The 21,818-nt window shown below is 48.5% G+C and carries 18 protein-coding genes; 7 read left to right on the top strand and 11 right to left on the bottom strand.

The features are described from left to right. The first annotated feature begins 165 nt into the window (after positions 1 to 165). Positions 166 to 816, top strand: a complete 651-nt coding sequence (locus tag SG35_RS15475; protein ID WP_053043304.1) for a c-type cytochrome — start codon at positions 166 to 168, stop codon at positions 814 to 816. A gap of 269 nt (positions 817 to 1,085) precedes the next feature. Further along, positions 1,086 to 2,255: a right-handed parallel beta-helix repeat-containing protein gene (locus tag SG35_RS15470; RefSeq protein WP_152646750.1), complete on the top strand. Its 1,170-nt coding sequence runs from the start codon at positions 1,086 to 1,088 to the stop codon at positions 2,253 to 2,255. A 106-nt stretch (positions 2,256 to 2,361) separates the two neighbouring features. On the opposite strand, the gene SG35_RS15465 is transcribed toward SG35_RS15470, so the two are convergent. The 3 genes from SG35_RS15465 to SG35_RS15455 all read right to left on the bottom strand — a co-directional run bounded on the left by SG35_RS15465 (position 2,362) and on the right by SG35_RS15455 (position 3,376). Beyond that, on the bottom strand, positions 2,362 to 2,550 hold the full coding sequence (locus SG35_RS15465) for a hypothetical protein (protein WP_044834879.1): 189 nt from the start codon (positions 2,548 to 2,550) through the stop codon (positions 2,362 to 2,364). A 66-nt stretch (positions 2,551 to 2,616) separates the two neighbouring features. Then, on the bottom strand, positions 2,617 to 2,811 hold the full coding sequence (locus SG35_RS15460; protein WP_044834880.1) for a hypothetical protein: 195 nt from the start codon (positions 2,809 to 2,811) through the stop codon (positions 2,617 to 2,619). A 136-nt stretch (positions 2,812 to 2,947) separates the two neighbouring features. Continuing rightward, positions 2,948 to 3,376, bottom strand: a complete 429-nt coding sequence (locus SG35_RS15455; RefSeq protein ID WP_044834881.1) for a helix-turn-helix transcriptional regulator — start codon at positions 3,374 to 3,376, stop codon at positions 2,948 to 2,950. Positions 3,377 to 3,634: 258 nt separating this feature from the next. Here SG35_RS15455 and SG35_RS15450 point away from each other — a divergent pair, with 258 nt between their 5' ends. Next, complete coding sequence (locus tag SG35_RS15450) at positions 3,635 to 5,731, top strand: CapA family protein (RefSeq protein ID WP_044834882.1); 2,097 nt, start codon at positions 3,635 to 3,637, stop codon at positions 5,729 to 5,731. A 39-nt stretch (positions 5,732 to 5,770) separates the two neighbouring features. Here SG35_RS15450 and SG35_RS15445 read toward each other — a convergent pair whose 3' ends face one another. From SG35_RS15445 to SG35_RS15430, 4 genes are all read right to left on the bottom strand, one after another. Further along, positions 5,771 to 7,909, bottom strand: a complete 2,139-nt coding sequence (locus SG35_RS15445) for a putative bifunctional diguanylate cyclase/phosphodiesterase (protein ID WP_053043305.1) — start codon at positions 7,907 to 7,909, stop codon at positions 5,771 to 5,773. Continuing rightward, positions 7,893 to 8,408 (bottom strand): Rab family GTPase, encoded by a 516-nt coding sequence (locus SG35_RS15440; RefSeq protein ID WP_044834883.1) that lies wholly within the window; start codon positions 8,406 to 8,408, stop codon positions 7,893 to 7,895. The genes SG35_RS15445 and SG35_RS15440 overlap by 17 nt, the downstream gene beginning before the upstream one ends. A 140-nt stretch (positions 8,409 to 8,548) precedes the next feature. After that, a complete protein-coding gene (locus tag SG35_RS15435; RefSeq protein ID WP_044834884.1) occupies positions 8,549 to 10,294 on the bottom strand; it encodes an OmpA family protein in 1,746 nt (581 codons plus the stop codon). Further along, a complete protein-coding gene (locus SG35_RS15430) occupies positions 10,294 to 10,863 on the bottom strand; it encodes a hypothetical protein (protein WP_044834885.1) in 570 nt (189 codons plus the stop codon). The genes SG35_RS15435 and SG35_RS15430 overlap by 1 nt, the downstream gene beginning before the upstream one ends. Positions 10,864 to 10,956: 93 nt before the next feature. On the opposite strand from SG35_RS15430, the gene SG35_RS15425 reads away from it, so the two are divergent. Beyond that, positions 10,957 to 11,079 carry a hypothetical protein gene (locus tag SG35_RS15425; protein WP_269082196.1) on the top strand — a complete coding sequence of 41 codons (123 nt, stop codon included), beginning with the start codon at positions 10,957 to 10,959 and terminating at the stop codon, positions 11,077 to 11,079. Between the two features lies 1 nt (position 11,080). On the opposite strand, the gene dgcA is transcribed toward SG35_RS15425, so the two are convergent. From dgcA to gltS, 4 genes are all read right to left on the bottom strand, one after another. Further along, the gene (dgcA, locus tag SG35_RS15420) at positions 11,081 to 12,193 is read right to left on the bottom strand and encodes an N-acetyl-D-Glu racemase DgcA (protein WP_236702664.1); all 1,113 of its coding nucleotides are present in this window, start codon (positions 12,191 to 12,193) and stop codon (positions 11,081 to 11,083) included. Further along, on the bottom strand, positions 12,190 to 13,236 hold the full coding sequence (gene dgcN / locus SG35_RS15415) for an N-acetyltransferase DgcN (RefSeq protein ID WP_044834886.1): 1,047 nt from the start codon (positions 13,234 to 13,236) through the stop codon (positions 12,190 to 12,192). Before dgcN ends, dgcA begins: the two co-directional genes overlap by 4 nt. A 123-nt stretch (positions 13,237 to 13,359) precedes the next feature. Beyond that, the gene (locus tag SG35_RS15410; protein WP_044834887.1) at positions 13,360 to 14,244 is read right to left on the bottom strand and encodes a LysR family transcriptional regulator; all 885 of its coding nucleotides are present in this window, start codon (positions 14,242 to 14,244) and stop codon (positions 13,360 to 13,362) included. 70 nt (positions 14,245 to 14,314) lie between these two features. After that, a complete protein-coding gene (gene gltS / locus SG35_RS15405) occupies positions 14,315 to 15,526 on the bottom strand; it encodes a sodium/glutamate symporter (protein WP_044834888.1) in 1,212 nt (403 codons plus the stop codon). A 395-nt stretch (positions 15,527 to 15,921) separates the two neighbouring features. On the opposite strand from gltS, the gene SG35_RS15400 reads away from it, so the two are divergent. The 3 genes from SG35_RS15400 to SG35_RS15390 all read left to right on the top strand — a co-directional run bounded on the left by SG35_RS15400 (position 15,922) and on the right by SG35_RS15390 (position 21,763). Next, positions 15,922 to 18,909 (top strand): TonB-dependent receptor domain-containing protein, encoded by a 2,988-nt coding sequence (locus tag SG35_RS15400; protein WP_044834946.1) that lies wholly within the window; start codon positions 15,922 to 15,924, stop codon positions 18,907 to 18,909. Between the two features lie 96 nt (positions 18,910 to 19,005). Beyond that, on the top strand, positions 19,006 to 20,148 hold the full coding sequence (locus SG35_RS15395) for a M14 family metallopeptidase (protein WP_044834889.1): 1,143 nt from the start codon (positions 19,006 to 19,008) through the stop codon (positions 20,146 to 20,148). Positions 20,149 to 20,164: 16 nt separating this feature from the next. After that, on the top strand, positions 20,165 to 21,763 hold the full coding sequence (locus SG35_RS15390) for an N-acyl-D-amino-acid deacylase family protein (RefSeq protein ID WP_044834947.1): 1,599 nt from the start codon (positions 20,165 to 20,167) through the stop codon (positions 21,761 to 21,763). Positions 21,764 to 21,818 lie beyond the last annotated feature (55 nt).

Genomic DNA, 21,818 nt, shown 5'->3' with positions numbered 1-21,818 from the left:
CAGAGGTAAACTTCAAAAATCATATTTGTCGAATTGACGAGCAAATTTGATATAAAACAATTAAATAATGAAAACTCTCTTTATTTGATGCAACAGGTTTGAACCGGAACATGTTAATGACTAGCTTTGTTTTACTCGTCATTATTTTTGGTAACGGAGATAACCATGAATTCTAGAGTCGCCATTGCTCCCCCTCAATTGTCTGTCGGCAGAACCGCCGCAGATGTGTTTCTTTTTGTGCTGTTTGGCTTAATTGCTGCCTGTACCACTACGGGTACCGACAAACCCGATTATGAGTTACTTGAACCTTCCACTATGCTTTCCGCGCCGGAACCTGTGGTGCTGACCGAGCGTTATTACTCCAAAGACCAGGTTGCGCACGGCAAATATTTGGTTGAGTTACTGGGATGTAGCACCTGCCATACCGACGGTGCGCTGGTGGGCTCTCCCAACCTTCACCGCTTGCTGGCGGGATCCCGAACCGGCATTGCATTCTCTGATCCTTTGACACAAAGCAATCCCGGCGTGGTTTTTCCCGGTAACCTGACCTCAGATCCCGAAACCGGCATCGGGCTTTGGAACGAGAGCGATATTATTGAAATGTTGCGCACCGGGGTGAATCAATATGGCCAGCATACCTTATCTGTGATGCCCTGGCCGGCTTATGCGAAAATAACGGACGATGATGCCATCGCTATAGCGGCTTATTTATTGTCGCTGCCGCCGGTAAAACATGTGGTGCCGAGAAAAGTGCGCCCCGGTAAACGTAGTGAGTATGACTTTGTGCATTTTGGGGTTTATCGCAAAAGTAAGTAATTAGCCTGTGCCTGCCTTGGGGAGCTTTGCCTATGCCTACCGTATGCTTTGTTGATTAAACCGCTGCTCTCCTGTGCGACATTTTACACGCACAGGATAGCTCAGCCCCATCTCTTTTAATTCCATCATCTGGCGTTTTTCACTGTTCCCCCCCAGTTAGGGGGGCTGGCAAACTTGTTTACGTGCAAGATTCATTTAGACTTTTGGCACTTTGTCCTCTTATCTTGATTAATCCCGATCAAACCAAGAGATATGCTTAAAGGAATAACATGATGCAATATAAATTAATCACTGTGCTGATCACATCAAGCTTGCTCTCAGGCGGGGTAATAGCCAATGAAGACTGTGGTTGTGATTTCACCCTGCCTTCCAGCCATTATGCTTTTGACGGCGCAGCGCAGGGCATTATGCCCGGACAAACCTTGTGCCTGGCAGCCGGTCAGCGCGGTCCGATGAAATTAAGCAATATTCATGGCACGGCAAGCGAACCTGTCGTGGTAAAAAACTGTGGTGGGGTGGTTGAAACCATTCCTTATCATTATGCCATCAGCATCCAACAGTCGAGCCATGTTAACTTATCCGGCACAGGTGATGCTGATAACCATTACGGACTTCGCCTTGGCGGTACACTCGGCATCGAGAAGCGCTCGACTGATATTGAAGTCAATAATATTGAAATCTATCAGGCTGACTTTGCCGGTATCATGGCGAAAACAGATCCTACTTGTGAGTCAGACACCCAGGCAGGCAACTTCACATTAGCCAACCTCAACATACACCATAACTGGATCCACAATACCCAAAGGGGGGAAGGCATGTATTTAGGCTACACCGGCCATTATCGTACCCTGGTGTGTGATGGCGTCGAGCAAAAGGTTTACCCCCATGATTTACAGGGCCTGCGTGTCCAGCATAACCTGGTGCACAATACTGCGTCGGAAGGTATTCAGGCCAACGCCTTAAGCCGGGACACCCTGATCAGTGACAACCAGGTGTCGTTATACGGGCAGGATCCTTTTGCCGTCTACCAGAACAACGGCATCCAAATCGGCGGCAACCAGGTTGTTTTAGAAAATAACGTGATCAATACCGGCTCAGGGAACGGCGTTATTGCTATTGGCCAGGATATCCGCATTAAAAACAACACCATTATAAACGCGGGCAGCTATGGTATTTTTGCCGATAACCGTCCTGCGGAAGGCACACAAATGGGGCAGGCGGGTTTACCGCACCAGTATATAAACAACACCATTATTGATTCTACCGAGGAAGGGATCCGCAGTTATGTGCGTTTAACCTATGGTGCTAATCTCGTTTGGGGAAATACCATGATCAATGACGGCCAGCCAAATCAGTATGGCGCAGCCAAGTTTATCCATTATCTGAATAATGATGTGCTCAGGGATGAACAGAATAACCATCACATTATCAGAAACTGATCGGGGAAGGGGAGCAGGTGTTTGGGCAAGCAGTTAACCCGCGGCAGTAAATGCAAATGAGCATTATGCCGCGCGTTATCTGCAGGCCCAACAGGCGCTTTCGGGGTTAGGGAGCGCCGATACCACAGTAGAACTCAAGCTGAATACAGGCGTAGCGATCACCCAAGCGGCACTGCTCTTCCATCTCATTGCAGGTTAACGCGGGGCCGGCAACGGCAGTCACAGAAGCAAAGCCGCTCAGGCCAAATCCCAGACTAAGTGCCAGAAATATTTTTTTGATATTTGCTAATTTCATAAAAATTCCTTGTTAATTTTATAGAAAAGAAAAACGTCAAGATTTCCTTTTGTTTTCAGAGCCGGTTTAAAGCGGACCCCAGCGCCAGCATAAACGGTCATGGGTATCACAGGCAGCGGCATCACCTTGAAGGCATCTTTGCTCCAGGGTCTGGCACTCTCTTTCGCCTGGTCCGGCAATGGCAATGTTTGATGCCAGGCCGCTTAATCCCAGTCCCAGGCTAAGGGCTAATAATGTTTTTCTTATTGTTGCTGAGTTCATTTTTTTATCCTTTTAATTACAGGTAGTGACAGTTCTACATTTAGCTGCAAAGCCTTGCAGACCCCATCAGTCTACTGATTTTTTCCTGCGGGCGATAAAACAGGTTCGCCAAAAAATATCACGGATTGGCCATTTTTTATCGTTTGCCCTGTTGGAACTGTTTAGGGGTTATGCCATAGGTTTTCTTGAAGCATTTGGCAAAATAAGAAGGGGAGGAAAAGCCGACCATGTCGCATATCAGCACGATTTGCAGGCCGGTTTTTAACAGCGGCAGTGCGCGCGCCAACCGATACTGTCCCAGGTATTGGGTAAAGTTTTTCTGAAACAGCTGAGTCAGTTTTCTGTGCAGCTGGCGCTGGCTGGTGGCGAGCAACTTGGCGGCAACCGAGCTGTTAAAAAGCAGATCGTGGTGATGCTCGGCAGTGATTTTATCCAGCTGATGAATGAAAAACAGCTCTTTAGCCGTTAATGTCTCTACCGGTTTTACAGGTGTTATAGTGAACGGCAATAGCGGCTCAGCCCGAATAGACTCATTAAACTGTAATAGTTGCTCGGCACTGCTCATCCGCTGCTCCCTCTGTTTATTGTTATTATTATGTTAAACCGCACTTGCTTTTATATTATACAGTATACAATTTGTTGCAAGTTGTTATCTGGATTTAAGGCTGATTTTTTGCATAAGTCCGGCCGTAAGCCCTGGCTGCGATTCATTTCTTTGTGGCTTTAGCTATACCCTCAAGTTATGGACTAGCTAGCGATAGGAATAAAAGCCGGGCAGGTAAAAACGATATACTGGCAGTAAAAATGAACGACAGGAATGATAATGCGGTATTTTCTAATAGCTTGTTTACTGGCTTTGCAGCCGGGCTTAAGTGCCAACAGTTTTGCCATGGGCAAAGGAGAGGTTGGTTTTACCCTGGCGGGCAGCCTGGTTGACGAGCAAGCCAGGCCGGTAGCCGGGGTGAAGGTCTCAATACTTGAAATACAGGGCATAAGCGGCGCAGACGGTACTTTTACCCTCAATCCCGGCGTTGCCCAGAGCTATCAGATCAGGTTCTCGCACCCAGATTATTTTCCTTTAGTTCAAACTTTTAGCCATTATGAACTGGAGCAAAATGCGGTTTCCCTGCTTAACGGCATCAGTTTGGTGTCCCGGGTTAAAAACCGGGTGATGCTGGCGTTTGGCGGTGATGTGATGATGGGACGGCGTTATTACCAGCCTTATTTCGGCGATGAAGTTTTGATCCGTCCCGGGCATCAACTTGCCGACAGCCGGGCAATTGTCGAGCATATCAAGCCTTATATGAGCCTTGCCGATTATGCCGCCGTTAACCTTGAAACCCAGGTCGCCGAGAAAACGCCGGGGGAGCGGGCGGCCAAATCGGTGACTTTTTACTCCCGGCCCGAAGTGCTTGATGCCCTGAGCTGGGCCGGTGTAGATTATGTCTCCCTGGGCAATAACCATACCTATGACTATAAAGAGTCCGGATTAAATTCAACCTTAGCCTATCTGGATAAAAGCGGGCTGGCATATTCCGGGGCCGGTGTGAATGAGCAGGCCGCGTTAAAGGCCCACAGGCAGCAGCTTAAGGGGCAGGATTTTTCCATGTTGGGTTATGTCGGCTGGGAAGGCAGTGGCAAACCGACACAAACGGCCACTCATCAGCACGGCGGCGCCGCATATGGCTCTATGGCGAATATGCTGAGCTCAGTGGCGGGGGAAGTTGAACAAAACCGGATCACAATCGTGCAATATCACGGCAGTAAGGAATATGCCGACGGCCCGACCGGGGTGACCGAGCAAAGGTTAAAGTCGTCCCTTGATGCCGGTGCTGCACTGGCCATAGCCCATCATCCCCATGTCAGCCAGGGGCTGGAGCTGTATAATAACAAGCTTATCGCCTATTCCATGGGCAATTTTGTTTTTGATCAGAACTTCAGCGCCACCCAACACAGCTTTCTTCTATATGTCTGGCTCGATAGCGGCAAATTTCACCGGGCAGAGATAGTGCCGGTTTATGTTAAAGGCTATAAGCCGACACCTGCCACCGGGATGCAACGTTATACCGTTATGAAGCGCCTGCGCCAATTATCAAAGCTTCGTGGCACCCATATTGGCCAATCCGGCGGTCATGGGGTGATAACGAATACCCTGTTATCGAAAATTGCCACTGAACAGCCTGAAAATACGCAAAAAAAAATACATCAGCTTTTATTTGATAAAGGCGCCAGGGTGGCAAGCCTGTATCATTTGCCCTGGCAGCAACAGCTCGCGGCGATTAACTTGCCGGATAAAGGGGCGGCTTATCGTCTGGGCACTAACTTAATCAATGGCAGCGATTTTGAAAGCTTTGCCACTTTTAACAGCCCGGAGCGCGGCTGGTTGTTTGATCGCACCGCCATGGCGGTGAATGACTTTGGCGCCAGCGGCTCAAGAAGTTTGTCGCTGGCGTTAAGCAAAGAAAAACCGAGCCTTTTCGGCATGCAGAGTTTTAGAAGGGTGTATAAGGGCGGCAGCATGATGACTGTCACCGCAAAATTTAACATCGACAAGGCGGTGAAAGTGAATTTTTACTGGCAGGGGCGCAAGAAATCCCAGAAGCTGTTTGATGCTTTTAAGCACGGGAAAAAACACCTGATCGGCAGTGTGGCCTTAACCGGAGAGCCTGGCTGGCAACATGTTGAGCTGGAATTTAACTCTCCCCGTGTGGGTTATAGAAGTTACCGGGTGCTGGCGGAGCTGGTACTGGAAAACGGCGAGAAAGCCCGGATAGATATTGATGATTTTGCCCTGATAGAATGGCAAAGTGCATATAGCCAGGCACTATCCCCTGACTTTTATCATATTGACAGCCGCCAGGCGTCTTATCTGGGCATAGACAGTTTCATCGATGAAGCCGTTTCACTGACACTTCATTAGTGCGCAATTGCGTTAATATACCGGCCCCGTTGAGCGGGGCTAGGTGTGTGGGTGTTTTTTCAGCAGTTCAACGAACGCGTTAAATTGCACCGGACGGCTAAAGAGATAGCCCTGCACGGAATTACAGGCATTATCGGTAAGGAAGCTCAATTGCTCCTGGGTTTCTACGCCTTCTGCGATCACGCATAAATTAAGATTATGTGCCAGGGCAATAACCGCCTTCACTATGGCTTTGTCGTTATCATCGGTGACGATATCATTGATAAATGAGCGGTCGATTTTTAAAAAATCCAGCGGCAGTTGTTTTAGATAGCTTAACGAGCTATAGCCGGTACCAAAATCATCGACGGAAACACTCATGCCTATAGTTCTGACTTTGCTGAGTAATTTATTGGCGACAGAATAATCATCCACCAGCACACCTTCGGTGACCTCCACCTCCAGCAGGCAGGGGTCGATTTTATAATTTTTTACACAGGCGTGCAGGTATGAAAATAAATTGTTGTCGGTGACTTGTGCCGAAGAGAGGTTCATGGAAATTTTTATGTTATAGCCAAGTTTGGCGAGTTTTTTTACCATCTGGCAGGCTCTTTGAATAACCCATTCACCGAGGGCAATAATTAAATCGCTTTTTTCTGCCACCGGGATGAATTTATCCGGACTGATCATGCCTTTTTTCGGGTGGTTCCAGCGGATCAGCGCTTCTGCCTTGGTTATATTATTTTTTGCCAAGTCAACTATCGGCTGCAGAAATAATTCAAATTCATTGTTTTTGATGGCCAGTCTTAATTCATGCTCTAATTGTATCAACTGGTGTGAAGAGTCTCTCATGGACTGGGAATAGAACTGTATCGAATTTTTGTTATTTCTCTTGCCGTTGTATGCGCTTAAATCAATGAATTTCATCAGGTCTGCAGCGGTTTTAGCGTCATTGGGAAAGTTCGCCGCACCAATACTGATACTGATAGTGAAGGCTTCTCCTTTACTGGTGATAAAGGGCTTCTTGATATGGCCGATAATACGCTGTATTGCTATTTCGCAGGCTTGGCGATTATCAATGTCGGTTAGGATCACGGTAAATTCATCACCGCCGACCCTGGCGATAAAGTCGGAAGCCTTGATCACGCTTTTAATGCGTTTACCGCATTCTATCAATAACTTATCACCTTCATTGTGGCCGTAAAACTCATTGTGCCGCCTGAAGTTATTAATATCTATATATAACAAATAGAAGGCTTTTGCCGATGCGATGTGTTTTTCCAGGGTTTGCCAGAAAGAAAAACGATTGGGCAGTTCGGTGAGCATATCTTGTAATGCAAGTTGTTCATTTCGTTGTACTAAATGTTTAATTGTACTGATGTCGTTGGCAAACACTATCCAGTTCTCGACTTCGTTGAGTTTGCTTTTTACCGGATAGAAAGATATTTTGAGCCACTTTAAAGTCGACGGCGGCGACATCCAGCATAACTCGCCATCCCAATGGGATTTGGTTGACAATATCCGATCATATTCGGGTAACTGATTTTTCATCAGCTTTAAGATGATATCTATCGGCTTGGCCGGCTGGATTTGAAAGGGTTGCTCTTCTTTGAATAAGCTACTGGCCGCTGAGTTTTCTACCAGGGGCGTTAACTTGTTATCGGTAATGATCACGGAAAAGTCGGCATTTTCGATGATCTTGGTGAGTGTTGCCGGCAGGGCACTTTGCTCTGGCGGCTGTTTAAACAGGGAGAGTAAACGCGAGCGCAGGTATTCGTTTTGTAAAAAAAGCCGGTCGTTGGACAGCAGTAATTCCCGCGCCAATTGTTTGGTATGCTGCTGAAGTTTAAAGTCTTCGTATTGGTTGGCGATCACCAGTAAATTTTTCTGCTTTTTTTTGATCGCTATGGCTTCTAAATGTAATTCTGTTTTGTTTTGCGTGACCTCGGTCCAAAAACCGGATCTTAGCCGGGTATCAAGCTGGCCACACCAAACTTGTCTGGCGTCATGTAAAAAGTCGAGTAAAAAAGGGGTCTCATCGGTGATTATAAAAGCTTGTTGAGAGGCTAATTGTGGAAATAACGCTTTTGCCCAATCACTGTCGCCGCCAATTAATCTAACCGAACATGTTGTGCTGTCGATGACTTCCAGTACCAGCTGATCCATCGCATTAAGCACATGGTTAAGTTGTGATGTCATCTTTTTTGTTCCTGTACACTAGCTTGGCTATGGCGAAGAACATCGCTTCCACTTGCTCGCCGGTTTTGGCACTGGTGGAAAATTGCAGTTCGAACAGGGGAGCAATGGTTTTATATTCGCTGTCATCCAAGTGCCAGGCAGCGGGTAAGTCATTTTTATTGATTGCCAGTATTGCCGGGCAGTTAGTGGTTTGGCGGGCGAGGGTATGGATATCAACCCCTTCCAGCAGCGATGAGGTCCGGGTTTGGTCTACTACTATGATGTAGGCTGCAGCTCCGCGTAAATAACGTTCCTGATATGCATGGTAGCGGTCATGGCCTTCAATATCCCACAGCATTAATTGTACTTGTTTGTCTGCTAAAGAAACCATTTTTTTATCGACTTTCACGCCAATGCTTGTCAGGTATTTCTCGTCAAAAATCCCTTCGACAAATTGTTTGACTAAGCTGGTTTTACCTACACTTGAGGCGCCTAACAGGCAAATTTTTTTTTGGATCAATGTATCCTCTCTCTATATTGGCTTACCCGTTATTTTATATGTAATAGGGCAAGTGTAGCGTATGCTGCCGTATTTATCGTCTCGACTGCTCTTTGCTAAATGATATACTTGTTTTAAAACGGCTTTTTTATGGTTTTTTCTCAGGGCTCCCTGGTTACCAGCAGGTTAAACATTACCTTCCTTGCGCTCTTGCTGACTTGGGCAATATCCACTTCTCCTATCCCGGTAACAAACATGCTGTGTTTGTTCAGTCCCAATTGAGTTAAAGCTTGTGCGACATTTTCGGCTCTTTTAAGGCTTAATCTCCGGTTAGTCGCTTTATTGCCGCTATTATCGCTGCAGCCGATAATGACCAGGGCGAAACTTAGCTTAAGCTCTTGTGCCAATATTGTTAGCCGGCTAATGTCCTGATAGAGGCGCAGCAGGGAAAATTGCATTTGCTGGCTGACTTCTTCACTGGCTACGGCAAAGTCCACTTGCATCGAGGAGATACGGCCAACCAGGGTGTTAAAAACTTGCCGCTTGATTTCATTGCCTGTATCGGGTGTTATTGTTGCAGCAAGTTTTAATTGCTGTGTGTTTAAATTTATCCCTTCAGTAAACCCGGCGATTGACAGGGCATTTAACAGTTTTTCTTTTTTGGTTAGTGCCAGTGTGCCCGACAGTGACAGTAGCTGGTTTTGCCAGCGGATGTTTATATCCGGATATGGTTTGAGAATTTGCCGGGCACGAACGTATAAAATGTCGGGATCAAGAGAATAATAACGGCGCTCGCTGGCTTTTAGGCCGGTAAGGGAGAGGTTGTTTTTTTTAAACCAGTCGCTGACGGCGATAGCATCCGGATCGCGCAAAACCTCCAGATACACTTGATTGTCAGCGACTACTTTCAGTTGTTTGATGACAATGCCGGCTTGCTGATCCAGTTGTCGGATCTTTGCTGCCAGCTGTTGGTTGTTCAACCAGGTGACTGCCTGGAAACCGATAAAAGACAGGGCAAGCACCAGCAAAATCCACGCCGGCCAGGTCGCTTTTTTCTCGCTTGTTTCCGACGCTTTTTGTTCGGATAATAAGCAATCGCGCAGCAGGTTGTCTGAGTTTTCAAAGCCCTGATCATCGCCGTCAAAGTTATTGAGTGCATCGAGATATAAGCGATGAATCTCTTCCAGCGTCAGCTGCAGCTGGTCACTGACTTGTTGCGGGGCATTGCCGGTCACGGCGGCAACCACCAGAGCGCACGGCCCCGGTTTTATTAACAGGCTGAAATTATCTGTGCTCACCGATTGCAGCTGCTCTTTTAACCCGTCTTCATTGGCTAAAAATGAGTCGCCGACAAAATCATTGATCGCCGTCAGCATGGAAGAGATCAGGTCGGGATCACTTTTACCGCTATTGTCTAAAGCAACAGCATTGAGCAATAAGCCGGTTTCCCTGTGTATGAGCAATATATGTTCAACGCGGTAAACAAAGGTTTGTGAGGCGGCATATTGGGCAAAGCTGACCCCGCATTGCCATGCTTTTATACGCCACTTTACTCCCTTAATGGTCAGGCTGTTTTCTATCAGCTGATTGGTTTTCTCCATAAAGTCGGCTAAAAAAGCGGTGACGGACTTTCTGACTAAACTGCCGACTAAAGGGTATAAAGAGCTGACTAAGCGTTCGCGGTTGTGGCTGACCGAATGTTTGACGGCGTCTTCCACCAGGGGCTGTATGACCTTGTCAACCGAACCGTCTTTGTTTTGCCTGTCGTGCAATGCTTCCGTGAGGACATTGCTGACCGTGTTGCGGGCTTCTTTTCTGATGGTTTCTGTGATTAAGCGGTTTTCTTTTCCCAGTATCAGTGTTCTAACTTGTTCTATGTCCTGCGCTGCTGAGGCTTTTTTTGTCATTACAACTGGTCATCTTCTAGGTTAGTTGCCATGGTCGCCAGCAGTTTCGCCAGGGTTTTACGGTCGGTTTTTGATGAACTGAGCTCTTTTGAAACCTCTTCAAGGTGGGCATTTAGCTGTTCGAGTTTTTCGTTAAAGCTGTTTGCCAGCAAGGTACTTTCATTGTTGAGGGATTTGTCCATCTCTTTAAAGTCATGCTCTGTGGTGGCGGCAAAGGTTTCATGCTCTGAGGCTAAGCCGGTAAGGCTCTTTTGCAAGTCGGCTTCGGTGTTATTATGTGCTTTGTCCAGCAATTGTATTTTTTTATCCATCTGTGAAAATTGCTGTTCAATGTTTTGCTGCAGTTTGCTGATACGATCACAGAAGCTTTGTTCTTGTGTGCTGAGGGCTTGTTTAAGTTCGTTGTGCATTGACGTGATTTGCGTGACTAACTTTTGCCGGGCTGCGCCAAAGACAAGGTTCCTGAGCTGTTCGAGTTCATCTTCTGCTGCGGGTGTTTCTGATATGGCAGCCTCCGCTACACTTGTCTTTGCTTGTTGTTCCTTTTCGGGTTTTCTTTTATTTGGCATTACTTACGCTCTATTTTAGCAGATAAGTCCATGCAATTTAGTGTAACAGTGATTTGATAAAACGCCTGTTTTGCTTACCTTCAGTTGTGTTCAATGGCCAGCAAGGCAAAAGCCGTTAAATGCTCTGATCTTGCCTTGCTGGCCATTAACGGCAGCTATCAGAGACAAAGCCGAACTTTAATGATACTGCTTTATCGCCATCAATTAAGCCTGTGAGTTATTGCTCCAGCAAGTTGTGCAACTCAGTGTTTCTGTTCGGGCCGCCCCAGAGGTCAGTGTTTAACGGCTGCATCAAGCCCCGGGTAAATGCGAAGCCATAGTGACGGTCATCACTTATCAATAAGGGCCCGTCCAAATCGACATATTGCGCATATGGGGATAACAGGGATGCCGGTGCCATCGCTAAGGAGCTTGCCACCATGCAGCCGAGCATAATGTCAAAACCCATGGCCTTGGCTGCTTGGGCCAGCAACACGGCTTCGCTCAGGCCGCCGGTTTTATCCAGCTTGATATTGACTACCTGGTAGCGGTTTTTAAGATAGTCCAGCTCAGCCCGGGTATGGCATGACTCGTCTGCACACAAGGGAACGGGGGAGGCAAAATCTATCAATGCCTGATCTTTTCCCGCGGGCAAGGGCTGTTCAATTAAAATAACATCTAAAGCTTTTAACGCTGCACCGCAGCTTTGCAAGTCATCAAGCGACCAGCCTTCATTGGCATCAACAATAAACTGGCTGCACGGGGCAGCCTGCTTGATGGCGGTCATTTTGCCGATAATATTGTTATTATCGAGTTTTACCTTGACCAGCGGCGGATTATCCAGCTTGGCCACGGCTGCGGCCATCGCCTGTGGTGTATCGATACTTAAGGTTTGGGCGCTGATGCAGGGGATTGCCGGGGGCAGGGATAAAAGTGATGCCACCGTGTTTTCCTGGCGTTTGGCCTTCAGATCCCACCAGGCACAATCTAAGGCATTACGCGCCGCACCGGCAGGCAGCTTGGCTATCAAGGCTTCAAAGGCTTTATCGGCAGGAACAGCATCAGTGAGCTTTTTGCCGTTAATAGTGTCCAGCGGCAGGGTCTTTATTTGCTGGCTAACCCCGGCAACCGATTCATGATAGCGGCCATAGGGCACGGCTTCCCCCCAGCCGGTATGGCGGCCATCGGATATCGCCACCAGGATCACCTCCGCCTGGGTTTTAGCCCCGCGGGCAATGCGAAAAACCGACTTTAACGGCAATTGCTGGCTAAATACCTGAACGGTTAATGTTGTGCCTGACGCTGTACCTGTGCCAGTGACGGGAGCGGCTTGGTACTTTTCCATGCTCATGCTGTTATCGCTCCGGTTGCCGTGCTTGTGTTGGCACTGTCTCTGGTTAAAAGGGCTGCGACTATGCTGTCTGCGCTGTCGCGCAGCGGATCAACACAAGGCAGGGAAAATTCTTTACCCAGGTGCGCACAAATGTTTTTGCCTTCCTCAACGCTGACGCTGGAAGTATTGACCGTTATGCCGATGACTTTGGCGTCCGGGTTGGTAAGTTTTGCTGCTTCGAGGTTGAGCTCTATGGTTTTTGCTATGCTCGGCAACTGGCTGCCCGGCAGGCCGCGCATATGAACGCGGTTGAGATCATGGCAGATCACCAGGGCATCGGGCTGGGAGCCGTGTAACAGCCCGAGGCTGACACCGGCAAAAGCCGGATGGGATAAGGATCCCTGGCCTTCGATAATATCCCAGTGATCATCGCTTGCCGCCGGTGAAAGGGACTCGCTGGCGCCGGATAAAAAGTCGGATACTACACAATCTATGGCAACGCCGCTGCCGGCGATCAAGATGCCGCATTGTCCGGTAGCGCGAAAATCTACGTCAACACCGGCTTTTTTCATCGATTTTTCCAGGCTCAGCGATGTGTACATTTTACCCACCGAACAGTCTGTCCCCACGGTCAGTAAACGTTTGCCCGGGCGTTTTACTCCGGTGCCGGTGACAAATTCTGCCTCGGGATGACGGATATCCCATAATTGCCGGTTACATGCTTTCGCTTTTGCGGCAACTTCGGGGAAGTCGCTGAGTTTATCGTGCAAACCGCTGACGATATCCATGCCGCTTTCCAGGGCTTCAATAATGTAGGGCAGCCATTTTTTATCCAGCACTCCGCCGCTGTTGGCAAAGCCTAATACAAAGGATTTAGCTCCCCGGGCCGCCGCTTGTTTGATATCCAGCTGTTCAAGGCCGGTGGTGACGGTACAACCCTGGACACTGTATTCTGCTATGCACAATTCGGGGCGCCAGTCGGCTACGCCGCGTGCCATTTTGATGGAAAGTTGATCTGTGGCGTCACCGATAAACAACAGGTAAGGAGAAGCTATGTGCATAATGAAGTTCCTAAAAGTAAAAGCGTAAATAACAGAATTATTGTTAATCTGAGCTTACTCCTGTGGGCCATCATTAAAAGTAAGAAGGTTTTTTTCGATCATAACCCCGGGTTATGAACCGGGTTAAGTACTTGAAATTCCTTTGCTTAAGTACGGCAGGAACTCATCAATGACTTTTGATAAACTGCGGTTTTCAAGATGCACGGCGCTGACGCTAAAAGTCAGCGGCGGATCAAAGGAGGCGATGGCAACATTGTCTGCCAGGTTACCTTGTGCGGTGAAACGATCCACCACGCAAATCCCTAATCCCCGGGCGACCAGGCGAGCGGCGATAAAATAGGTTTGTACTTTAATCGATGCGTTAAAGGCAATATTTTCTTCCATAATGCGCGCCCACAGCATGTCGCCTAAGGGGCCGCTGTCGCTGATATCGATAAATTCATCTTCGCATACCTGGCTTAAGGTCAGTTTTTCCGGGCAGTGGGGAAATTTTTCCTTGGGATAAACGATCACCAGCTCAGACTGGGACAAGGTTTTTGTGCTGATACCCGGCATACTGTTGGGTGAAAACAGTACCGCCAGGTCGCATTTATGCTCAAGCAGGGCTTGTAGTACGGCGTCGTTGTGCAGGGTCTGGATATCGAAAGTGACATTGGGGTAGTCCCGGTGGTAATCGGCAATGACCCCGGGAATGGCATCAAAGCCCAGCGCCGGGGTCACCCCCAGGCTGATGGCGCCGAACTCGGATTTTTTGATGTTTTCGGCGGTATTTTTTATTGCGCGCATTTGCTGGTAGATCTTATCAACTTCATCGAACAGCATTTCCGCTTCGTCGGTGGGGATCAGCCGGCCTTTGACCCGTTCAAATAAGTTGAAACCCAGCTGCAATTCGGCATGTGATAAAACTTTGCTGACCGAAGGCTGGGAGACATGCAGCATTTTTGCGGCATTGGTGATGGAGCCGGTGGTATAAATGGCATGGAAAATTTCGATATGTCTTAAGCGCATTTAACGTCCTCAGTAAAATCTTTGTTCAAGTATAAGTGTTAACATTTGCTAGTCGCTAACTAGCCGCCAGCTAGTTGCCAAATAAGGGCAAACTCAAATATAGCTGAATAATCAAGGCATTGCTGATATCAATAAAAAAGGCGCCCACCATAGGCACCACCAGAAAAGCCTGCGGCGAAGGGCCGTGCCGGCTCACCAGGGCTTCCATATTGGCTACCGCCGTTGGTGTTGCCCCCAAACCAAAACCGCAATGGCCACCCGCCATAATCGCCGCATCGTAATTTTTTCCCATTAATCTGAAAGTAATGAAATAGGCAAATAACATCAACATAACGGTTTGCGCCAGGATCATCAACATCATTGGGCCGGCTAAACTGGCTAACTCCCAGACTTTTAACGACATTAATGCCATGGCTAAAAAGATCGACAGCGCCATCGTGCCCCAGAGATCGATGCAGGCGCGGCTGATCTTATAAACTTTAGTGGCCTCACAGATATTGGTGGCCAGTACGCCAAAAAGCAGCGGCACTAAAAACGCGGGCAGTACGATGGCCATAGCTTTTAATTCCTGGTAGGCCACTTGTCCCAAAGCCATACACAGCAGGATGATAAATAAGGTTTCCATCATCTTTTTCGGGGTGACGCGGTCATGATCTTCCGGGTCAAAGGTGACGGTATCGTCAAGGGATTCATGATAATCCGGGGCTTTGAGCCGATGTTTTTCAATCAGCCGCTTACTGACCGGGCCGCCCGCCAGTCCGCCGAGGATCAGGCCAAAGGTTGCAGCCGCCATCGCCAGTTCGAAGACATTGCCCGGCATGCCGTATTCGCTGATAAACAAATCGGCGTAGGTTGCGCCGTTACCGTGGCCACCGGACAAAGTGACCGAGCCGCCGATCAACCCCATTAAGGGGGTTAAACCGGTTGCGGCGGCTATCGAGATGCCGAGGGCATTTTGTAACAGTATATATATCGTGGCGATGCCCAGGAAAAGGGCGACTTTAGGACCGCCTTTAAGCAGCAGGCTGTAGCTGGCGCCCAGCCCAACCGTGGTAAAAAACAATGTCATCAGCGGGGTTTTCAACGCCATGTTAAATTCAATAGTCAGGTCAAAGCTGCTGTGGGCGATGGCAAGTAGCAGGGAAAAGAGGATGCCGCCGACGACGGGTTCTGGAATGTTATTGTTTCTCAAAAAAGGAATTTTACTGTTCAAGCCATAGCCGGCAAAGAGAATGAGCAGTGAAATTAATAACGTTTCGGTAATGGCAATGTCTATTGTCATAAGCGCAGCTCCGTTTATTACGGGTTTCTATTTATTGGTTAGTCAGGGTTGTGATCGGTTTATGAACCGGGCATAAGGAGATGAGTGTACCGGCATGATCCAACGAGCAGCAGTTCATATTATTGGCAAAGCCATAACCAAAAGTTGTACCTGGAGTTGTTACCCGTTTAAAACGGCATATGTGGCCGTTTTTAAGAAAAATTTCTCCTGAGTAGGGTGCTGGAGACTATATTGATAGCAACTGGATGCTACTTGTATAACTTCAGGTTATGGGGTGTTAACGAAGAGTCAATGGTGCTCGGGGAAATTATTGGGCAAGGTGTCAGCTATAACAATAATCGGCTGGTTCAACAGTCGGCAAAATATAAAACATACAACTGATGGCGGTGACAATGATGAAACAAAGCTCTGTACCTCAATATAAACATAAATTAAAGCATCTTAGCTTATGTGTAATTTCCGCGTTGGCAGCCCAGGCAGGTGTGGCAGGCTTGGCTTATGGTCAGCAGGCTGACAGCCAGCAAACCCATAACCAGCAAAAAAATGCCGCTGAAAAGAAGGTGGAACGCATCAGTGTTATCGGCTCACATATCAAAGTGAACCATGATACCGGCGCCTTGCCGGTCACCGCCATTTCGGCAGAAGATATAGAAAACAGCGGCGCGGTTTCCGGCGCCGAATTACTGGCGGATATTCCACAGCAAGGGGATGTCGCCTTTAACAGCTCCCGGGTGGTCGGCGGTGTCAATGATGCCCGCGGCGATGTCTCTTCCTATAACCTGCGCGGCCTGGGCACAGGCAATACCTTGGTCTTGCTTAACGGCCGCCGCCTGGTGCTGCACCCGGGCACACAATCTGAGAATTTTGTGCCGGTAACCACGGCCAATGCCAATACCTTGCCGGTGCGCGGTTTAAAAAGAGTGGAAGTGTTACGTGACGGCGCTGCTGCCATCTACGGCTCAGATGCGGTGGCAGGTGTGGTCAATTACGCCCTTAAAGATGATTACGAAGGCAGTGAGCTTAATGTCAATTACGGCAGTGAGGAGGGCACGCCACGCGATACCCTTAACCTGAGCGGCGCAACCGGCTTTTATTTTAACGACGACAAGAGTCATTTGTCCTTTTCTGGTGGTTATTATAAGCGGGAAATGATCATGGCCAGCGAGAAGTCCTATGCTGCCAGCTCAGACTTACGCGGCAATAGCCGCTTTCCCGATGAAGTGGGCATTACCGGTACAGACGATGATGGCAATCCCATTTATAACAGCGACTTAAATGGTTTAAATTCTTCCACCCCCTGGGGGGAGTTTCGCACTTCAAGTTTAAGCACCTTCCATTTACAGCCGGATACCTTATCCGGTTGTGAAGACTCGGATGACCTGGGTAACCCGACCACAACCTTAGGTGTTGAAGGTGTCTGTGTCGACCAAGGCAGTCAGCCAACAAGTGACGGCTACGACAGAAACAGCGAACGCTCATTAAGCTCGGGTATAGAACGTGCGAACTTTTACGGCCTTTTGACCCATGATCTTAGTGAGAACACAGAGCTTTATGCCGAGGCGCTTTATTATTACGCCGAGGCAGAGCGGGTGCGCGAGCAGACCGCCAATTTAACTTCCCAGCGCTTTACCATAGCCGCCGATGCTTTTTATAACCCCTTTGGCGAAACCGTGGATTTGAGAAAATATCGTCCCGTGGATACCGGACCACGTAATATCAAGGTCACGGACAAGAGCTACCGGCTATTAACCGGCCTGCGCGGTTATTTCAACGACTGGGATTGGGACAGTGCGCTGCTTTATTCCAAGGCGACTACAGAAGATAAAGCGAACCGCATTCATACCCAGAGGTTTCAGCAAGCGATCAACAGCACAGATCAGGCAACGGCTTATGATGTTTTCAACGGCGCCGATGTCAACAATACCAATGTCGGCGATCCGACCGGCAACAGCCAATCGGTGATCGACAACTTTATGATCGATGTGGTGCGCGACAGTGAAACCGAGCTGGCGCTGATGGATTTTAAAATCTCCAAGGGCGATATTTTTGAATTACCGGCGGGGGATGTCGGTTTTGCCTCCGGCATAGAGTACCGCTACGAAAGCTTTTCCGATGTGCGCTCCGATGCGCTCAATACCAGCGAGTCTTTCCTTGATATTGTCGGCGGCGCCAAAGAGGTAGACCAATATGCCAGTGTCGTACTCGGCAGTAGCCCTACGCCGGATGCCAGCGGCAGTCGCAACGTGTTCTCGGCTTATGGTGAACTTGCCATTCCTTTGCTGGAAGGCCTGCCTTTTGTTGAGCGCCTGGATATGCAGCTGGCGGCGCGTTATGAACGTTTTTCCGATGTCGGTGATATTTTAAAGCCGAAAGCGGCCTTGTCATGGATCATCAATGATTATGTGCAGTTTCGTGCTTCCTATGCCGAAGGTTTTAAAGCCCCGGGTTTACCCCAGGTGGTCGCGGTAGATATTTCCCGGGTCAACAACCGCAACGATCCGATGACAGATACCCGCTATGGCGTGCTGGAAGTGCGCAGCGGCAGCGATACCTTAAAACCGGAAGAAAGTGAAAGCTTAAGCTGGGGTTTTGTGGTGCAGCCGACGCAAAACCTGACCCTGACCGCCGACTGGTGGCAGCTGGATCAAAGTGATACCGTTGGTCTTATTCACTCGCAAACCCAGCTGTTATACGATGCCTTGCTGCGCCATCAGGATCCTAACGGCGGTGGTAACCCTGTGGTGACCCGCGGCGGCGATGACAATGAAGTGGTGGCTGTAGTCAACGATTATATTAATTTGCAGGACAGGGAAGTGGCCGGGGTCGACTTTAGCATCAGTTATGATCTGGACACCCACTGGGGTGATTTTAAATTTAAAACCAATGCTGCCAAGTTAACCAAGTTTTACCAGGAAGCAGATGACATCACCGCGCAGGTGATTGCCGCGCAAAACTCCGGTGATGCCGCCCTGGTTGAGGCGCTGCAATATCGGGGAGAAGAAGTCACCATTACCGGCAGCGGCGATCTGGTCGAGCAGGACGGCCGGCCGGAATGGCGGGTGACTTCGTCAATTGACTGGAAAAACGGCGCCTGGGGAGCCGGTTTAAAATACCGTTATGTCGGCGGTTTTGAAGATACCAGCCTAGACTACAGCATAGGGGAAGAAGACTTTAAATATCAGGTGAAAAGCTTTTCTAAAGTGGATGCCTATGTGCACTACCGTTTGCCCAAAGATGTTTTGGATAACACTAAAGTGACCTTTGGCATTAAAAATATCGGCGATAAAGAGCCGCCGATTGCCGATGAAACCTTTGGTTATAACTCCAGCGTGCATTCGAGCCTGGGGCGTTATTTCTACATGAATGTGAATAAGAAGTTTTAATCATCATTTATGATTTGCCCATTAACGGCCAAACGGACCCGCAATAGCGGGTCTTTTTTAACAAGCCTTTTTATTTTTTAAAAGAACAGGTGCTTAATGTTTCGACTTTTAAATTTCTGCCTGCTGATGCTGATCAGCGCTTATGGATATGCCTGCAAATTCAGCAATGTGGAGTTTGCCACCGACTTTTCCGGCGGCCGCCTGGCCCAGTGCCAGCAAGTGAGCCAGGATACTTTTTTGTTAACTTTCAACCCCGAAAATACCCCGATTAACGACAGCCCCTGGTATAGCTTTAAAGTGACTGCCAAACAGCCGCAAACCGTGAATATTGTGATGCAGGTAAATGACGGCAAACACAGATACCAGCCTAAAATCAGCCGCGACGGTAAACACTGGCAAAAGCAGCCTTATACGGTGAATAACAGAAAAATGCGGCTGAGCCTGGCTGCCAGCAGTCAAGCGGCCTGGATTTCGGGACAGGAGATTATTTCCAATGTTGATTATTACCAGTGGGGAAAAAATCTGGCTGCTCATCAGATTGTCGAGCAAGGGGTCATCGGCCACTCAGTGCAGGAGCGTCCCATTTATGGCCTCAGTGCCAGGGGCGAGGGCAAAGAATGGCTGGTGATCTTAGGCAGGCAGCACCCGCCGGAACTGACCGGCGCGCTGGCCATGTTCCCGTTTACAGAAACCTTGCTTGGTGTTAGCCCGTTGGCGCTAAGTTTCAGGGAGCGCTTTAATATTCTGGTGGTGCCGAACCTGAACCCGGACGGGGTTTATCTTGGCAACTGGCGTCATAATGTCAACGGCGTTGACTTAAACCGGGATTGGAAAACGTTTCAGCAACCTGAGTCTTCAGCGGTTAATGATTATTTGACCGCCCTGGTCGCCGATAAACAAAAAATTGCCATGGCGGTAGATTTTCATTCCACCCGTAAAGATATTTTTTACAGCATGCCCCATGATTATGGCCTGGAAAATCCGCAATTGGTGAATGATTGGCTAACTGCCCTGCAGCAGGCTATCGCCGGTGCATATCCTGATTTTCAAGTGATTCAGAAACCGGGCAATAATCCCGATAAAGGGGTGTTTAAACAATACATTGCCGATACCTTTAAGGTGCACGCCATTACCTATGAAATGGGGGATGAAACCGACAGAGGTTTTATCGATAAGCTGGCGGTTGAAGCCGCGAATACCCTAATGACCACTATGTTGGCGACCCAAGCGCAGGATTAATCAGGTGATGAATAACATGAATTTAACCTCTCTGGCCGTTATTTCATTGGCTGTGTTGTTGACAGGCTGCTCGTTTTCTTATAAAGCCGCTGATAATAGAGGAAACGAGCAGGCAAACCTTTCGTCGCCTGTTGCAAGCGCAGATATTTTGATCACCGGAGGCCGGGTATACACAGGTATTGGCACCCATGAGCAAATGTTGGATATTGCCGTTTGCGGTGAAAAAATCTGCGGCCTTTACCCAAGTGGCAGTGAAAAAATTGCCGCCGCTGAGGTTATTAATGCCCGGGGAAAAATCGTCAGTCCGGGTTTTATCGATCCTCATACCCATACCCTGGAGGAATTATCCAGCCGGGATAAAAATCATAATCTGAATTATCTTACCCAGGGGGTGACCACAGTGGTCAATGGTAACGATGGCGCAGGACCTGTGGATATTGCTAAAACGGCAAAGTCCCTGGAAGCAAACGGCATCGGCACGAACGTTGCGCTTTTGGTCGGTCATGGCAGCGTGCGGGAGCAGGTCATGGGACGGGCGCCGCGTTTTGCCACAGACCAGGAGTTGGAGCAAATGTCGGCATTGCTTAACCAAGCGATGCAGGCAGGCGCATTAGGTTTATCCACCGGTCTTTATTACGTGCCCGGCAGTTTTGCCAATACCGAAGAAGTGGTAACTCTGGCAAAAATTGCCAGCCAATATAACGGCATTTACGATACCCATTTGCGGGATGAAAGCACCTTTAATATCGGCTTTTCCGCTGCCCTGGATGAGGCTATTTTTATTGCCAAAAGCGCCGATATTCATTTACATCTGGCCCATATTAAGGCACTCGGCGTAGATGTTTGGGGGCAAAGCACTGATGCAATTAAGAAAATAGAACAGGCGCAGGCAAGCGGTTTAAGTATTTCTGCCGACCAATATCCCTGGTTGGCCTCGGGTACCTTATTGCACAGTGCGGTCATGCCGAAATGGGCGATGGCGGACTCAAAGCAGGCCTTTTTTAAGCGCTTAAATAATCCTGAACTGTCCGAAAAGCTGCGCCGTGAAATTAAAGAAAACATCCGCCGCCGCGGCGGCCCGGGTGCATTGCTGATCACCGCTTTTAAAGATAATGCCTTGGTTGGTTTAACCCTGGAAGAGGTTGCTTCAATGCGCGCGGTTGACGCGGTAACTGCCGCAATAGCCCTGGTACAACAAGGAGATGTCAGGGTCGCCTCATTTAATATGTCGCCTCAGGATGTTGAAAACTTTATGGTGCAGCCCTGGGTGGTGACATCGTCGGACGGCACTAACGGACATCCGCGCAAATACGCCAGCTTCCCGAAAAAATACCAGGAATATGTGGTGAAAAAGGGCCTGTTAACCTTGGGAGAGTTTATTAAGAAAAGCTCGGGGCAAACCGCAAAAATACTCGGCTTGCAAAACAGGGGTATACTGGCGCAAGGTTACCAGGCCGATATTATTGTTTTTGATGAGCAAAACCTGGCAGCCAATGCCGACTTTTCCCGGTGGAATAAGTATTCTTCAGGAGTCGAATATGTGCTGGTTAACGGCCAGTTGGTCATAAAGCAGGGACAATATACCGATAAACTTGCCGGCAAGTTTGTCCGTTAATAAACAATCTTGCCAGAGCTAGCTTATTTAAAATCATGATATCTTAACTAACCAT

Origin of the sequence: Thalassomonas actiniarum (assembly GCF_000948975.2) — a bacterium.
In the GTDB taxonomy this organism is placed as follows: domain Bacteria; phylum Pseudomonadota; class Gammaproteobacteria; order Enterobacterales; family Alteromonadaceae; genus Thalassomonas; species Thalassomonas actiniarum.
Note: the sequence above shows the minus strand (reverse complement) of the source record. Positions and strands in the feature narration are given on the sequence as shown.

Excerpts from the sequence above, each read along its gene's own strand:
- SG35_RS15475 (WP_053043304.1), top strand. The coding sequence starts at position 166 with ATGAATTCTAGAGTCGCCATTGCTCCCCCTCAATTGTCTGTCGGCAGA.
- SG35_RS15470 (WP_152646750.1), top strand. The coding sequence starts at position 1,086 with ATGATGCAATATAAATTAATCACTGTGCTGATCACATCAAGCTTGCTC.
- SG35_RS15465 (WP_044834879.1), bottom strand. The coding sequence starts at position 2,550 with ATGAAATTAGCAAATATCAAAAAAATATTTCTGGCACTTAGTCTGGGA.
- SG35_RS15460 (WP_044834880.1), bottom strand. The coding sequence starts at position 2,811 with ATGAACTCAGCAACAATAAGAAAAACATTATTAGCCCTTAGCCTGGGA.
- SG35_RS15455 (WP_044834881.1), bottom strand. The coding sequence starts at position 3,376 with ATGAGCAGTGCCGAGCAACTATTACAGTTTAATGAGTCTATTCGGGCT.
- SG35_RS15450 (WP_044834882.1), top strand. The coding sequence starts at position 3,635 with ATGCGGTATTTTCTAATAGCTTGTTTACTGGCTTTGCAGCCGGGCTTA.
- SG35_RS15445 (WP_053043305.1), bottom strand. The coding sequence starts at position 7,909 with ATGACATCACAACTTAACCATGTGCTTAATGCGATGGATCAGCTGGTA.
- SG35_RS15435 (WP_044834884.1), bottom strand. The coding sequence starts at position 10,294 with ATGACAAAAAAAGCCTCAGCAGCGCAGGACATAGAACAAGTTAGAACA.
- SG35_RS15430 (WP_044834885.1), bottom strand. The coding sequence starts at position 10,863 with ATGCCAAATAAAAGAAAACCCGAAAAGGAACAACAAGCAAAGACAAGT.
- SG35_RS15425 (WP_269082196.1), top strand. The coding sequence starts at position 10,957 with ATGGCCAGCAAGGCAAAAGCCGTTAAATGCTCTGATCTTGCCTTGCTG.
- dgcA (WP_236702664.1), bottom strand. The coding sequence starts at position 12,193 with ATGAGCATGGAAAAGTACCAAGCCGCTCCCGTCACTGGCACAGGTACA.
- dgcN (WP_044834886.1), bottom strand. The coding sequence starts at position 13,236 with ATGCACATAGCTTCTCCTTACCTGTTGTTTATCGGTGACGCCACAGAT.
- SG35_RS15410 (WP_044834887.1), bottom strand. The coding sequence starts at position 14,244 with ATGCGCTTAAGACATATCGAAATTTTCCATGCCATTTATACCACCGGC.
- gltS (WP_044834888.1), bottom strand. The coding sequence starts at position 15,526 with ATGACAATAGACATTGCCATTACCGAAACGTTATTAATTTCACTGCTC.
- SG35_RS15400 (WP_044834946.1), top strand. The coding sequence starts at position 15,922 with ATGAAACAAAGCTCTGTACCTCAATATAAACATAAATTAAAGCATCTT.
- SG35_RS15395 (WP_044834889.1), top strand. The coding sequence starts at position 19,006 with ATGTTTCGACTTTTAAATTTCTGCCTGCTGATGCTGATCAGCGCTTAT.
- SG35_RS15390 (WP_044834947.1), top strand. The coding sequence starts at position 20,165 with ATGAATTTAACCTCTCTGGCCGTTATTTCATTGGCTGTGTTGTTGACA.